A 15,431-nucleotide genomic window follows, 5' to 3' on the forward strand; every position below is an offset into this window, starting at 1 on the left:
TCCGGTGGATATAGTAAAAACCCCCGCATAGCGGGGGTTAGTGTGTGTTAAATCTGATAATCAATCGCCACTTCTTCCGGCTCCATCACCTGACGTTTGATCTCATCCACCGACAATCCCGCATTGCATAGCTCGATAAACCGCCACACATAGTTTCGCTGTAGCTGCCCGCGTTTCAGGCCCAGCCAGACGGTGTTGGCATCGAACAGATGACGGGTATCGAGGCGAACAAGATTACCCGCCTCACGCTCACCTCCGGACTGCTCCGCCACAAGGCCGATCCCCAGCCCCAGCTCAACATAGGTTTTAATCACGTCGGAGTCCTGAGCGCTCAGTACCACGTCCGGCGTTAGCCCTTTGCGGTTAAACGCCTCATCAATACGTGAACGCCCGGTGATACCTTGTCGATAAGTAATCAGCGGCCATTTGCCGATCTCTTCGAGGGTCAGCGGCGACACCTGGTTAAGCGGATGGTCGACCGGCAGCAGCAGGCTGTGATGCCAGCGGAACCACGGGAAGGCCACCAGCAGTGGATCATTGCTCAGACGCTCGCTGGCAATCCCGATATCCGCTCCGCCATTTTGCAGCAAGACTTCGATTTCCTGAGGCGTACCCTGGATAAGCTCCAGACGCACGTCAGGGAAAAGTTCGCGAAACGCTTTAATCACCGGCGGCAAACTGTAACGCGCCTGGGTGTGGGTGGTGGCAATGGTCAGCACACCGGAAGCATCGTTGGTGAAGAGATCGGCCAGGCGGCGCACGTTACTGGCCTCGTTGAGAATACGCTCAGCGATGGTCAGTAACGCTTTACCGGGCTCCGTCATTCCAAGCAGGCGCTTACCACGACGAATGAAGATCTCAATCCCAAGCTCCTCTTCCAGCTCGCGGATGTGGCGGCTGACGCCAGACTGAGAGGTATAAAGCATGTTGGCGACTTCGGTGAGGTTGTAATCCCGCCTCGCTGCCTCACGGATAATTTTAAGTTGCTGGAAATTCACGATTCACTCCGGCGCATCTGACATAGCTCTATTGTTAGAGTTAGCTGACCCGCAGAACAAATAATAAAAACCAGCATCTTATGCTTTTATGGAATATCAGCTCACGAGTTGCAGCTCGCGGTTTTCCAGCGACGGTTTGCTCACCAGAGACATCAAGATCTCTTTTACTGCCTGCGCCTGTGGCGACAGAGAGCCCCGCGCGGACATATTCAGTGACAGCGGCAAGCTCATGGATGGCGTCGTGATCCGTGCCATCCAGCCATTCGCCGCGCTGCACAGTGAGCGAGCCGCAGATTCTGGCAGCACGGTGACACCCATTCCACTGGCAATAGCGGCCGTCAGCGTGGAGATAGAGTCGATTTCACCGATGATTTTTGCCGTCAGACGGCGCAATGAAAACGCTTCATCCACGCGCACACGCACGGCGCTGTAATCACGTGGCAGGAAGAGATTCATCTCAGCGACGGCGGTCAGGTCAATGCTCTGTCCCGGGCAATCGCGGGTTCCCACCAGATACAGATCTTCTTTCAGCAGCGGCTGGCTGGTGATGCCGGCAACCGGAGAGCGGTCATACAGCACAGCCATATCCAGCTGTCCGCCCAGCAGTTTTTCGTTCAGCACTGAACCGCTGTTTTCGTGCAGATAAACCAGCACGTCAGGCAATTCCGAGCGGACTGCCTGCAACAGCGGCATGGTAATAGAAGAAGCGGCAGTACCTGGCGCCAGCCCGATAGAGACATGTCCGCTCAGCGTCTGGCCGACATTATTCACTGCCAGCTGTGCTTGTTCACACTGGCGCAGAATGGTACGAGCGTGGGTATAGAGGATCTTGCCTGCTTCGGTTGGCGTCACGCCACGCTTTGTACGGATCAACAACTGCTGATCCATCTCACCTTCCAGAGTGGCCACCTGCTGACTCAGCGCAGGCTGCGCGATATGCAACACTTCCGCGGCCTGGGTCAGGCTGCCGATATCGACGATTTTTACGAAGTATTTCAGTCGTCTTAAGTTCATTTTGCCCCCTGTTCGAAAATGCAGTGCCGGAACCGGCTCTAATTGTTGAAGAGGTTTTTGCAATATGAATGCCAGTTTTTATAAGAGGTCTGATATGTCTGCTAAACGCCTGAAAATAAGGAAATCTAATCGCCAGTGCCCGTTTTATTACCGAAACAGCGGTTTAGGATCTGCCCCATAAGGGGTATATCCGCACCAGAACGGTGCAATCCGTTGTCAAAAACACCACTTTGTTGATTTTGTCAGCAAACGATCAAAAGGTGGTGATCCACCCTTTGACAAGGGTAACTGACATCGATAATATGCGCCCCGTTCACACGATTCCTCTGTAGTTCAGTCGGTAGAACGGCGGACTGTTAATCCGTATGTCACTGGTTCGAGTCCAGTCAGAGGAGCCAAATTTAAAAAGCCTGCTTTTAAAGCAGGCTTTTTGCTTTTCTGCGCTTGTAAAACTGCCGAGTGGCGGCTTCACCTTACCCGGCCTACAGGAACTATCTGCCAATCTTCACCGGCATCCCGGAGCGGCGTTCCAGCACGCTGGCAGCCCCCTCATCGTTAAGCTCTGCACGCATTGCAGCGGAGATAGGCAGCGGCACTTTTTTTGTTGATTCAAATTCCGCACGATTACGCGACAACGGCTCGTGCACCTCCAGCCACCGACTGCCATCCGGTTCAGTGGTCATTTTGACCGGCTGATCGATTATCTGAACGCGCGTCCCGACCGGAACCTGGTCGAACAGGTATTTGATATCGTTATTACGCAGACGAATGCAGCCCTGACTCACGCGCAGCCCGATCCCAAAATTGGCGTTTGTGCCGTGTATGGCATACATCTGACCAATATAAATGGCATACAGCCCCATCGGATTATCAGGGCCGGCAGGCACAAAGGCTGGCAGAGTTTTGCCTTCCTGAGCATAGGCCCGGCGTGTATTCGGTGTCGGCGACCAGGTCGGCCCCACCTGTTTGCGTTGCACGGATGTCACCCAGTTACGCGGTGTTTCACGCCCGGCCTGGCCAATACCAATGGGCAGCACCTCAACGGTGTTACCGCCTGGCGGGTAGTAGTACAGACGCATCTCCGCCACATTCACCACAATCCCTTCCCGGACAGTATCAGGCAGGATCAGCTGCTGGGGAATAATGAGTTGTGAGCCACCTCTGGGTAAAAACGGATCGGCATCCGGGTTGGCCTCCAGCATATTGCTGAGCCCCTGATCGTATTGCGCAGCAAACGCCTCAAGCGGCAAAGTACTGCCATGTGGAACGGTAACAACCTGCGTGCTCCCCACCAGCCGGCTTCCTTCTGGGGGCAATGGGTAACTTATCGCCAGCACGCTCTGGCTGACCATTAAGGCAGCAATACAACCAAACAAACTTACACGACGCATAATCCCTTCCTCAGTCGTTCCACGTATCAGATAAGTATAGTCTTTTTTGTTGCTCTTACCGTCCCGTACTGCCTCGCTATGGGCACTTTTTGTGAATCATCAGGAAATAAAATCAGTTTCCTCATGCCCCCTGTCGCGGTAGTCTCATACGTTCCGCCAATATGACGGATGCAATGTGAGTAACCTTTTCTTATACCAATAATTAAAAATCAGTACAGACAGGACAACTATGGACTCCACCCTCACCTCCGCACGCCCTAATGAGGAGACACCTTCGCTCAATCGTGCCCGCCGCGCCGCTCTCGGTAGCTTCGCAGGGGCCGTCGTCGACTGGTATGATTTTCTGCTCTACGGCATTACTGCCGCCCTGGTATTTAACCGTGAATTCTTCCCCCAGATTAGCCCCGCGATGGGCACGCTCGCCGCGTTTGCCACCTTCGGCGTGGGATTTCTGTTCCGCCCTCTCGGTGGCGTGATCTTCGGTCACTTTGGCGACCGCCTCGGGCGCAAGCGGATGCTGATGCTCACCGTGTGGATGATGGGCGGTGCCACCGCTCTTATCGGTATCCTGCCGTCATTTGCCTCTATTGGCTGGTGGGCGCCCGTTCTGCTGGTCACCCTGCGCGCGATTCAGGGCTTTGCCGTTGGCGGTGAATGGGGTGGTGCTGCGCTGCTGTCCGTGGAAAGTGCGCCTAAGAATAAGAAAGCGTTTTACAGCAGCGGTGTGCAGGTAGGGTATGGCGTTGGCCTGCTGCTCTCTACCGGGCTGGTATCGCTGATTAGTCAGCTGACGACCGACGAGCAGTTCCTGAGCTGGGGATGGCGCATTCCCTTTATCTTCAGCATCGTGCTGGTTATCGCCGCGCTGTGGGTGCGTAACGGCATGGAGGAATCTGCGGAGTTTGAGAAGCAGCAGCAAGAAAAACCGGAAGTCAAAAAACGACTGCCCGTGATGGAAGCGCTTATCCAGCACCCTGGCGCTTTTCTGAAAATTATTGCCCTGCGTCTGTGCGAACTGCTGACCATGTATATCGTCACCGCTTTCGCCCTTAATTATTCGACGCAGAATCTGGGGTTACCGCGCGAGCTATTCCTCAATATCGGTCTGCTGGTGGGTGGCATAAGCTGTCTGACTATCCCCTGCTTTGCCTGGCTGGCCGACCGGTTTGGTCGCCGTCGCGTCTATATCACCGGCGCGCTGATTGGCACGCTTAGCGCATGGCCATTCTTTATGGCACTGGAAGCGCAGTCGGTCTTCTGGATCGTCTTTTTTGCCATCATGCTGGCCAATATCGCGCATGACATGGTGGTGTGCGTGCAGCAGCCGATGTTTACGGAACTGTTCGGCGCACGCTATCGCTACAGCGGTGCTGGCGTCGGTTATCAGGTTGCGAGTGTGGTGGGCGGCGGGTTTACTCCGTTTATTGCCGCCGCGCTGGTCACTTTCTCCGGTGGCAACTGGCACAGCGTGGCAATTTATCTGCTGGGTGGCTGCCTGCTCTCAGCGGCAACGGCCCTGTTGATGAAAGAAACTTCCCACCGTTGATCCCCCAGTTTTACGTATCAGGGCTGCTACGGCAGCCTTTTGTCATATCCCTGAATACCGACTTTTGTTTCACACTCCTGTGACATACTATCGGGTGTAGCCGCACACCTGTGGAACAAGGAGACAGAGATGAATAATAAGGGCTCCAGCCTGACCCCGGCTCAGGCACTGGAAAAACTCGATGCGCTGTACGAACAGTCCGTGAATGCGTTGCGCAGCGCCATTAGTGAGTACATCGAAAACGGAAAACTTCCCGACGATAAGGCCAGAAGCAATGGCCTTTTTGTTTATCCATCACTCTCCGTCACCTGGGACGGAAGCGCCACCAACACGCCAAAAACTCGTGCCTACGCGCGTTTTACGCACTCAGGTTGCTACACCACCACCGTCACCCGCCCTGCTCTGTTCCGCCCTTACCTTGAAGAACAGCTTACGCTGTTGTTCCAGGATTACGGCGCGCACATCAGTGTTGAGCCGTCCCGTCATGAAATCCCGTATCCCTATGTGATTGACGGCTCGGCGCTGACGCTTGACCGGTCAATGAGTGCGGGGCTGACACGCCACTTCCCGACCACAGAGCTGTCGCAGATTGGCGATGAAACCGCGGACGGTATTTATCACCCTGCTGAATATTCCCCACTTTCGCATTTTGATGCCCGTCGAGTGGATTTCTCTCTGGCCCGCCTGCGCCACTACACCGGCACGCCAGCGGAGCATTTCCAGCCTTTCGTGCTGTTTACCAACTACACCCGCTATGTGGATGAGTTTGTCCGCTGGGGTTGCAGCCAGATCCTCGACCCGGATAGCCCCTACATCGCGCTCTCCTGTGCGGGGGGAATTTGGATCACGGCCGAAACCGAAGCCCCGGAGCAGGCCATTTCCGACCTGGCATGGAAAAAACACCAGATGCCTGCCTGGCATCTGATCACCGCTGACGGTCAGGGGATCACCCTGATCAACATCGGCGTTGGCCCCTCAAACGCCAAAACCATCTGTGACCATCTAGCGGTGCTGCGCCCGGACGTGTGGCTGATGATTGGTCACTGCGGCGGCCTGCGTGAAAGCCAGTTGATTGGCGATTACGTCCTGGCCCACGCCTATCTGCGTGACGATCACGTGCTGGATGCTGTACTGCCGCCCGATATCCCGATCCCAAGCATTGCCGAAGTCCAGCGTGCACTGTATGACGCCACCAAAGAGGTCAGCGGGATGCCGGGCGAAGAGGTTAAACAGCGTCTGCGTACCGGTACGGTTGTCACCACCGATGACCGCAACTGGGAGCTGCGCTACTCTGCCTCTGCGCTGCGTTTCAACTTAAGCCGCGCGGTGGCTATCGATATGGAAAGCGCCACCATCGCCGCACAGGGTTACCGGTTCCGCGTCCCTTATGGCACGCTGCTTTGCGTGTCTGATAAACCACTACACGGGGAAATCAAACTTCCCGGCCAGGCAAACCGTTTCTATGAAGGCGCGATTTCCGAACACCTGCAAATTGGCATTCGCGCCATCGATTTACTGCGTGCGGAAGGCGATAAACTGCACTCCCGTAAATTGCGTACCTTCAACGAGCCACCGTTCCGCTAATAACTAAAAGGAAAAACAATGCACACCACATCATCGCTCACTGCACTGCGCAAGTGGCTGGAAGCAAACCAGCTCGACGGGATGATCGTCCCGCGTGCCGATGCCTGGCAAAGCGAGTACTGCGCGCCGTACGACGAAAAACTGGCCTGGCTGACGGGTTTTGACGGCTCGGCCGGACTGGCGCTGGTACTAAAAGACAAAGCGCTACTGTTCGTTGATGGCCGCTATCAGGTCCAGGTGCGCGTTCAGGTCAATCTGGATGACGTCGAGATCCACCATCTGCACAATGAGCCATTGGCGCAATGGCTTTCACAAAACGTTAATGAAGGGACGCGCATCGGTTTTGAAGCGCTGCTGATGACGAATTCGGACTTTCAACAACTGTCAGCCACGCCGTGCGAGCTGGTGCCGTTGAACACTTCCCCATTCGATACGCTGTGGGCGGGTCGTCCTGCGGCACCGGCGGGGCTTATCCGCGAAATGCCGGTTGAAGTCAGCGGCGAGAGCAGCGCTGATAAACGCCAGCGTGTTGCGAAGATCCTCGCTGAGAATAATGCGGATTATCTGGCCATCACGCAGCCGGACAACATCGCCTGGCTGCTGAACGTGCGCGGTTCTGATATCCCGACCAGCCCGGTTCCCCTCTCGTTCGCCCTGCTCAGCCGTGACGGAGCCGTTGAGTGGTTTGTCAACGACAACAAACTGAGCGAACTCACCGACACAGTTAAAGAGGCATTCTCGATTTCACCGCAGGATGCTTTTATCGGGCGTTGCCAGCAGATTTCACAGGGCAAACGCGTGATGGTCGACGCCGATTCTGCGCCTGTGGCCTTGCGATTTGCCATCGAGCCGCAGGGGGAAATTGTCTGGCAGACCGACCCTATTACCCTGATGAAAGCAGGTAAAAACCCGACTGAGCTTGCCGGATACCGTGAATGCCATCACCAGGACGGCGCGGCGTGGGTGAATTTCCTTGCCTGGCTGTCACGCGAAGTGCCGCAGCGCGTTGCCGCGGGCAAGCCGCTGACGGAACTGGACGTTCAGGCACAGCAACTGGCATTCCGCGAGCGGCAGCCAGGCTTTATCGAACAGAGTTTTGCCACTATTTCCGCTTCATCCAGTAATGCGGCGATGTGCCATTACCACTCAAGCGAAGCCAGCAACAAGCCTATTAGTCATGATCATTTTTACCTGAATGATTCCGGCGGTCAGTACAAAAACGGCACCACGGACGCTACGCGCACGCTGGCATGGGGCAAAGTTGAGCCGCAGCAGCGTTTGCACTACACCGCCGTGCTGAAAGGCTTTTTATCGCTGATTACGCTGCAATTCCCGTCCGGGACTCAGGGGCACCAACTGGATGCGTTTGCACGCCGCCCGCTGTGGGAACTGGGTCTGGATTACGATCACGGTACTGGACATGGGGTGGGCCATCAGTTGCTTATCCACGAAAACCCGCACCGTTTAGCGAAGAAGGTTAACCCGTGGCCGCTGGTGGCAGGCAATATCATGACCATTGAACCCGGCTATTATCTGGCTGACAGCCACGGTATTCGTATTGAAAACCAGGTTGAAATTGTCGAGAGCCACCCGGGTTTCTGTAAGTTTGCCTCTCTGACCTTGATCCCGATTGACCTGAGCCAGGTTGAGCTGCATTTGTTGAACGAGCAGGAAAAACAGTGGCTGGACGATTACCACCAGCAGGTCCGCGATGTGTTGTCGCCGCTGGTAGACAGCGATGCGCGGCCGTGGCTGTTTGAAGCGACGGCACCGATTCGTGTTAACCGGTAGAGCATAGTGCCGTTTTGATGCCGGGTGGCGGCTTCGCCTTACCCGGCCTACTTTCTAAACACGGTTAAGACCGCCCGTCGGTGCTGAAAACTGTATCAGGCCAAATAGTGACGAATATCGGAAGGCGCATAGTTTTGTTCCCACAAAGCCCTCATCATCAACATATAGGGTTCAACATAAGTGAAAAAAGCCTGATAACTTTCGCAGTAATAATTTAGCTTCGGAACACCGCATTGGGAAAGTGTGGTGCGATTTTTTGCGCATCCGCCGTGGCAGGCAAATGCCACTTTGCAACGCGTACATTCTTCTACCAGACTTTCCCGGGTTACACCAGGTTGATTACTGCCAGTCATAACGTCATTTGCAGACAAAGATAACTCACACCACGCCGTAAATGCATGATCAAAGAGGGGGATTTTAATCGTTCCAATATCCAGGCGAACCCAGGCATGAAAAATCGTTTTCAAAAAAATCCCCAGTGCGGCCGGCGCAAGGCTTCGGGCATCCTCACCACCTTGTGCAAGCGGTTTAATAAAGGGAATAAACTGCATATGGCGGCTACCAAGACTTTTCAGATAATGGTAGATACGCTGCGGATGCTGGCTGTTAAAAGCGTTAATAACCGTCAGCGTGCTAAATTCGATGTCATGTTTTTGCAATAATCTTACGGCGCTTTCAACCTGATAATTTGCTGATTTACCTGAAATCGTTTCGCGGGCATTGTGATGTAGTGAAACATCACTATCCACTGAAATACAAATCATAAACTGGTTATTCCTGAAGAATTCACACCAGTCATCATTCAAAAAGAATCCATTAGTCAGAAATGTATTGATAATATTTTACTTTGTGCGAACTGCTGTTGTAACCTTATGACTCGTTTGAAGAAATGAAGTCCGTCAGGTATTGATTCACTATCCTGCCAGGTAAAAAACACATCACTCGCTTCCTGTGCATCGATTTTCTGACGAATAAATAGCTGAAGTGCCGTATCGTCCATACAGTACACATTACATTCAGGGGCGAGTTGCACTTCATTAAGACAAAAACAATCTGCGCAATGTAAATGACATGATGCACCTGAGTATTTCATCATTAATTCTTTTATTGTCCTTTAAATAGGTAAAAAACAGGTGATGCCATCTATAAAACAAACAGCATCACCTGAATATTTTATTTGCTACTCACTGCAACACGCATTTCATTAACTTCCTGGGGAACGATTTTGTGTCCTGATTTCAGATAATCAATCACCATATCAGACATATTATGCCCGGCGCGGACTTGTACATTTTCCCCTTCTTTAAATGCCAGAAAACCATCGCCCCCCAGGGCAAGGAATGTCGTGGTTGCAACATGGTAAGTCGCTGTATCCTCAATCGCTTTACCATTGATAGTGAACGATACTATGCGCTGCCCTGCTGGTTTCTGCGGTACATAACGCACTTCAGCACCTTTGGACATTTGCAGTATGCCATTAGTGAGTGATGCCCCATGTTCCATGAGATCGCGCAGATCTTTGCCGCTAAGATCCATCTCCGTAAGCTCATTCTTAAACGGGAAAGTACTGGTAATGTCGCCAAAGGTAATGGGGCCGGCGTTGATATCAGCCCGTAAACTACCGGAATTAATCAATGCGATCTGTGCCTTCGGCGCAGCAGCGAGCATTGCATCTGTAAACAGGTTGCCCAGTTGCGATGATTCGCCATAAGCGCGGGTCAACATGATGGGAGATTCACCGACCGGCTGCCGCACAAGATCCGCGAGTTTTTTGTTCCAGCCATCGATAACTTTTTGTGTTGATGGATCAGGTTTCCATTCATCGGCATAAAGTGTTTTCAGCTCAAAGCTTTTTACTTTTTTGGTATTAGCCCCAGGTTCAACATCAAGCACCAGCTTTCCGACATCGATGCCACCGCTGTCAGTAGAAAGGATCAGTGTATTCCCCACTTTGATAGGTTCTGGTGTTCCAACATGCGCATGTCCGGTGATGAGAATATCGAGTCCTTTGACCTGACTCGCGGTCTGAACATCTTTATCCAGAGCACGCCTGACGTCTGTCGTACCAATACTGGACTGACGCGCCGGAACGCCTTCATGAACGAGCGCAACGGTGACGTCAACCTTCCCCTGCAACTCATCCAGATAATGCTGCAAGTATTTCACTTCATCGCGAGCTTCAATCCCCTGGTTCTTGAGGGCTGCGGCGGATTTATCAAAGCGGTTGTTGTTATCATTATCTAACCCCTGGATCGAGAGTTCTGAAATGGTGTCATTAAACGCATACACACCGTGCAGCCCAATAACGCCAATTTTTACGCCATCTTTTTCCAGGATGGTATAGGGTTTGTTCCAGAAAGGCATCTCGCTGTCCTTATGGAACACATTGCCCAACAGAACAGGGAAGTTTGCCTTGCTCAGCTGTCGCAAGAGATTATCCCAGCCATGGTCAAACTCATGATTACCAATTGAAACCGCATCAAAGGGCATGGTATTCATAATGTCAATAATTGCCTGGCCCTTAGTCAGGCTGCTGATATACGGCCCGGTAAAATAGTCACCGGCATCGAAATAAAACGTGGCTTTATTTTGTGCTTTTTCCTGTTTGACTAAGGTGGTTATATTAGCGAATCCGCCAATTTCCCGTTTACCGTCCGCGACATATGGGAGTTTGTAACTATCAACATGGGCATGGAGATCGTTGGTATAAATAATGGTGACATCTTTGGCGCTCGCCCAGAGTGGCAACGTCAACAGAATACCTGTGGCAATCATTTTTATTTTCATAACCAGTTCCTTGCAGTTATATTTAAAAAGCGTAACCAACAGTTAAATAGTATGCCCACCCCGTTGAATCTATAGTGGTGACATTTCCATCGCTATTAAATGCTTTACTACCTTCATCAAATTGTCCACCATGGTAGAAATAACGAAGGGTAGCGCCATAGTTCCAGTGAGGATAAACCAGGCTGAGTACGTTGGTAGAAACAACCGAACTATTTGTACGGGAGTAAAATTGTTGCTCTCCGCCTGATTCATCTTTTAGGTCTGAACCAAAATCAAAATTGGTAAAACCGACGTAACTTAGTTTGCCACCAAATAATGTTGTAAGAGGTATGACATATTTTACTTTGAAGCGATAGCCATCCCACTCGTTTTCGTTGGCAGCATTGTAGTTGTTCCCTTGATATTTAGCATAGATGTTGGCAGATAACGTCATCGGTAACCCGGTATCAATATCTGTTCCAAGCCCCATATACCAGGTACTCTGGCGCTGCCCGGCATTTGTACCCGCGTCATAAATATAGTTGTGGGCAAAATACCATTCTTTAAATGGACCAATGCTTAGGTCGAGTCCCGTTAACTTGTCGATGCTAAAACGCGGTTCTATCTCCGTAAAAAATGGAGAGCCATTGTCCCAAATACCGATATCATTATCATTGCCGATACCAAAAAACTTAGGCAAGTCCGCATAGCCATAAAAATCAAACCAATCGACATGAGCCCATGCGCGATACTCAGGATATAAGTCAGCCCGTTTTAGTGGCCCGAAGCGAGTTGAGTTACTGCCTACAATATTGATACTTTGGTGCCACCAGTCTGAGAGATAGTCATTATCTACAGAATCTGCCAGTGCTACCGTAGGTAACAGCATAAATGCGCCAGATAATATATTTGTTATTTTTTGCATACGTAGGGATTCCTTCCGCAAAGGTTCGTTAATAAGAGCAATTAATACAACCGGAAATGCATTATTGAAACTATTTGGCTGCACTTACATCGACCACTCTCATTTCAGGATCGGGTTTTAATGGATTATGAGCCTTGACATAATCAATGATTGACTCAGCAGAGGTGGTGCTGTTGATAGTTTTGACATTCGTTCCTTTTAAGAATGCGTCAAATCCATCCCCCCCCGTCGCACAAAATGAGTGTGTAACAACCCGATATGTTTTGTCTGGCACTACTGCTTGATTATTAATCGTGAAACTAATGATTCGCTCATCAAAAGGTTTTTTACTGTCATATTCAACATGAACGCTTTTTGACACCTGTAAAACCCCATTGGTGAGGCTAGTTGCGTGGGTCATTAAATTGATGAGATCCTTTCCGGTGAGATCCATTTCAACAAGTTCGTTATTAAATGGGAAGGTAGTAATGACATCACCATATCGTAAATTTCCTTGTGGGAAATCAGCACGCAATCCACCGCTGTTTTGTAATCCCACGACGGCGTCCGGCGCTTTGGCCATCATGGCGTCAATCACTAAATTACCAATGGGTGATGATTCACCATAAGAGCGAGTGAATGGTGCCGTTGCCGTCCCAATGACCTGTTCGGTGATACTTTTCAGCCTGGCATTCCATGCATCAATCCTGGCTTGAACGTCAGGATCTGGCTTGTATTCGTCTGCAAACACAGTAATTAATTTACCGCTATAGCCATCAATTTTTTTATTCTGAGGGTTAAAATTCAATACTAATTTACCAATATCAGTCCCATACGCATCGGTTGAAACAATGAGTGTGTTATTGACTTTAATTGGCTCAGGTGTCCCAACATGCGCATGGCCTGTGATTAGCACATCAATGCCCTTAAATTTCTTTGCGGTATCGATGTCAGCTTGCAACATTCTAGCCACGTCTTTATGACCATAACTAGACTGGCGCGCTGGAGTACCTTCGTGGATAAGCAGCACGGTGATATCGACTTTGCCTTTTAACGCATCAAGTCCTTTTTGAATATAAGGTGCTTCATCACGGGCCTCTGAACCCGCGTAAGCTTTAGCCGCAACAGTGTCATAAAACGCAAATTTCTGATGGATCCCAATCACACCAATTTTTACGCCATCCTTTTCGATAATCGTCCAGGGTTTATTCCAGACGAGTTTATCACTGTTAGCATAAAAAACATTACCCAGCAAAACTGGGAATTTTGCCTTTGATAACTGCTTAACCATATTGTCTACGCCGTGATCAAATTCGTGATTCCCCACTGACACAGCATCAAAAGGCATGGCATTCATTATATCGATAATTGCTTCACCTTTGGTCAAGGTGCTGATGTAGGGGCCGGTAAAATAATCTCCGGCATCAAAGAAAAATACATCTTTGCTTTTTTTCTTCGCGTCATTAACGATGGTTGCTATGTTCGCAAAACCTCCTACCGGACGCTCTTTGTCTACGGCCGGAATTATCCCAGGGGAAACATGAGCATGTAAATCGTTGGTGTAATAGAGAGTCACATCCTTTGCGCTAACTGATGCCGCAAACGTCGCAGACAGGCACAATGCAATAAGACTAAGCTTTATTCTTAATTTCATAACCGAATCCTTCCAGCTTTATACGTAGTTATTGTAATTCAGCCACAAGTGTCACTCAGACACCTGATTCTTTTATTATTTAACAGGAATGCTTCCCTATTCGGCTTTAAAGGCCAGAAATAGCCAGTAAAGCCGAATATTTTCAACTGATAACACCGCTCAGAAAGTATTGCGGCAAAAACAATTATTTTTTCAGATCGGCTACGCGCATACCTTTAAGTTGTTCATCGGTAATGGTGTTACCTGCTTTAAAGTAATCGATAACGGCGTTGTAAACGTAATACCCGCCCGTTGTATTACGCGCCTTACCTTCAGTAAACGCGGCAAAACCGTCACCACCGTCAGCAAGGAAGTTTTGAGTCGCAATGTGATAAACCGTCGAATCCTCAATCGCTTTACCATTAAGAGTCAGTTCCAGAACCCGTTGTCCAACAGGTTTACTGCTGTCGTATTTCATTTCCAGGCCTTTTGATACCTGCAACACGCCATTACTTAAACTTGCGCCATGTTCCATCAGACTCCGTAATTGTTTACCGGTAAGATCCATGGTGACCAGCTCATTAGGGAATGGGTACGCACTAATGACACTGCCCATCGTAATCGCACCAGACGGGATCTCACTGCGGATACCGCCGGAGTTGGTTAATGCCAACTGTGTGTTTTTACCCGCTGCGGCCAGCAAAGCATCCGCGGCCAGATTGCCCAGTGACGCTGATTCGCCATATGCACGTGTTAACTCAACCGGCGACTGCGCCACCGTTTGTCCCACCACTTCATCGAGTTTCTTATTCCAGCGGTCAATCACTTGCTTCGTTTGCGGATCGGGCTTCCACTCATCTGCGTAAATGGTCTTAAGCTCGAAATTTTTCATCGTGAAGCTATGTGGCTTCTCTTTGTAATCCAGCACCAGTTTCCCAACATCGATACCGCCGCTGTCGGTTGAGAGGATCAGCGTATTGCCTACTTTAATCGGTTCCGGCGTCCCGACATGTGCATGTCCGGTAATCAGAATATCCAGACCTTTCACCTGACTTGCCGTCTGAATATCCTTGTCCAGCGCGCGGCGCACATCAGTGCTGCCTATACTGGACTGACGGGCAGGCGTGCCTTCATGAACCAGTAATACTGTCAAATCCACTTTGTCTTTAAGTTCATCGATATAACGCTGCAACCATTTAATCTCATCCCGCGCTTCAATACCTTCGCGCATTGCAGCAGAAACGGTATCATTGAAGGCAAACACACCGTGCAAACCGATAACGCCAATTTTCACGCCATCTTTTTCAACAATAGTATATGGCTTATCCCAAAACGCTTTATCGCTGTTCTGATAAAAAATATTGCCCTGCACAATGGGGAATTTCGCCTGGCTCAGCTGGAGTAACGCATTATCCCAGCCATCATCAAATTCATGATTTCCCATTGTGACCGCATCAAACGGCATGGTATTCATAATATCAATGATCGCCTTGCCCTTCGTTAAACTGCTGATATAGGGGCCGGTAAAATAGTCACCCGCATCAAAAAACCATGTAGCTTTGTTTTTGCTTTTCTCCTCTTTTACGAGCGTGGTGATATTTGCCCAGCCACCAATATCACGTTTACCGTCAGCAATCCATGGCACTTTATAAGGTTCCACATGGGCATGGAGATCGTTGGTGTAAATAATAGTGACATCCTTGGCGCAGACCCAGAATGGTAATGTCAACAAAATACCCGCAGCAATCGTTTTTAATTTCATAATTTGTACCTCCATTCACATTAATTTCGGGCATTTTACGTT

The 15,431-nt window shown here is 50.3% G+C and carries 12 protein-coding genes and 1 tRNA gene; 4 read left to right on the plus strand and 9 right to left on the minus strand.

The annotated features are described in order from the left end of the window. Positions 1-47: 47 nt before the first annotated feature. Positions 48-998, minus strand: coding sequence for an HTH-type transcriptional regulator Cbl (gene cbl, locus F3J30_RS04090; protein ID WP_166716060.1), 951 nt, complete (start codon positions 996-998; stop codon positions 48-50). A 96-nt stretch (positions 999-1,094) separates the two neighbouring features. Further along, positions 1,095-2,012 carry a nitrogen assimilation transcriptional regulator NAC gene (gene nac / locus F3J30_RS04095; protein ID WP_014070886.1) on the minus strand — a complete coding sequence of 306 codons (918 nt, stop codon included), beginning with the start codon at positions 2,010-2,012 and terminating at the stop codon, positions 1,095-1,097. Between the two features lie 322 nt (positions 2,013-2,334). Here nac and F3J30_RS04100 point away from each other — a divergent pair. Further along, positions 2,335-2,410: transfer RNA gene (locus tag F3J30_RS04100), tRNA-Asn, on the plus strand. A gap of 93 nt (positions 2,411-2,503) precedes the next feature. Here F3J30_RS04100 and ldtA read toward each other — a convergent pair. After that, on the minus strand, positions 2,504-3,403 hold the full coding sequence (gene ldtA, locus F3J30_RS04105; protein WP_166716062.1) for a L,D-transpeptidase: 900 nt from the start codon (positions 3,401-3,403) through the stop codon (positions 2,504-2,506). Positions 3,404-3,632: 229 nt separating this feature from the next. Between ldtA and shiA the strand changes: the two genes are divergently transcribed. The 3 genes from shiA (at position 3,633) to F3J30_RS04120 (ending at position 8,324) form a co-directional block, all read left to right on the plus strand. Continuing rightward, positions 3,633-4,949, plus strand: a complete 1,317-nt coding sequence (shiA, locus tag F3J30_RS04110) for a shikimate transporter (RefSeq protein ID WP_166716064.1) — start codon at positions 3,633-3,635, stop codon at positions 4,947-4,949. Between the two features lie 129 nt (positions 4,950-5,078). Beyond that, positions 5,079-6,533, plus strand: a complete 1,455-nt coding sequence (locus tag F3J30_RS04115; RefSeq protein ID WP_014070889.1) for an AMP nucleosidase — start codon at positions 5,079-5,081, stop codon at positions 6,531-6,533. Positions 6,534-6,551: 18 nt separating this feature from the next. After that, positions 6,552-8,324 carry an aminopeptidase P family protein gene (locus tag F3J30_RS04120; RefSeq protein ID WP_166716067.1) on the plus strand — a complete coding sequence of 591 codons (1,773 nt, stop codon included), beginning with the start codon at positions 6,552-6,554 and terminating at the stop codon, positions 8,322-8,324. A 95-nt stretch (positions 8,325-8,419) separates the two neighbouring features. On the opposite strand, the gene F3J30_RS04125 is transcribed toward F3J30_RS04120, so the two are convergent. The 6 genes from F3J30_RS04125 to F3J30_RS04145 all read right to left on the minus strand — a co-directional run bounded on the left by F3J30_RS04125 (position 8,420) and on the right by F3J30_RS04145 (position 15,389). Next, a complete protein-coding gene (locus tag F3J30_RS04125) occupies positions 8,420-9,130 on the minus strand; it encodes a radical SAM protein (protein ID WP_247650490.1) in 711 nt (236 codons plus the stop codon). A 14-nt stretch (positions 9,131-9,144) separates the two neighbouring features. Continuing rightward, positions 9,145-9,324 (minus strand): hypothetical protein, encoded by a 180-nt coding sequence (locus F3J30_RS22595; RefSeq protein ID WP_247650491.1) that lies wholly within the window; start codon positions 9,322-9,324, stop codon positions 9,145-9,147. 173 nt (positions 9,325-9,497) lie between these two features. Then, positions 9,498-11,111 carry a bifunctional UDP-sugar hydrolase/5'-nucleotidase gene (locus tag F3J30_RS04130; RefSeq protein WP_166716069.1) on the minus strand — a complete coding sequence of 538 codons (1,614 nt, stop codon included), beginning with the start codon at positions 11,109-11,111 and terminating at the stop codon, positions 9,498-9,500. Between the two features lie 22 nt (positions 11,112-11,133). Further along, positions 11,134-12,015 (minus strand): nucleoside-specific channel-forming protein Tsx, encoded by an 882-nt coding sequence (locus tag F3J30_RS04135; protein WP_166716071.1) that lies wholly within the window; start codon positions 12,013-12,015, stop codon positions 11,134-11,136. A gap of 70 nt (positions 12,016-12,085) precedes the next feature. After that, positions 12,086-13,648, minus strand: a complete 1,563-nt coding sequence (locus F3J30_RS04140; RefSeq protein WP_166716074.1) for a bifunctional UDP-sugar hydrolase/5'-nucleotidase — start codon at positions 13,646-13,648, stop codon at positions 12,086-12,088. Positions 13,649-13,832: 184 nt separating this feature from the next. After that, the gene (locus F3J30_RS04145; RefSeq protein WP_166716077.1) at positions 13,833-15,389 is read right to left on the minus strand and encodes a bifunctional UDP-sugar hydrolase/5'-nucleotidase; all 1,557 of its coding nucleotides are present in this window, start codon (positions 15,387-15,389) and stop codon (positions 13,833-13,835) included. Between the last annotated feature and the right edge of the window lie 42 nt (positions 15,390-15,431).

Origin of the sequence: Enterobacter sp. Tr-810 (genome assembly GCF_011752765.1) — a bacterium.
GTDB lineage: Bacteria > Pseudomonadota > Gammaproteobacteria > Enterobacterales > Enterobacteriaceae > Enterobacter > Enterobacter soli.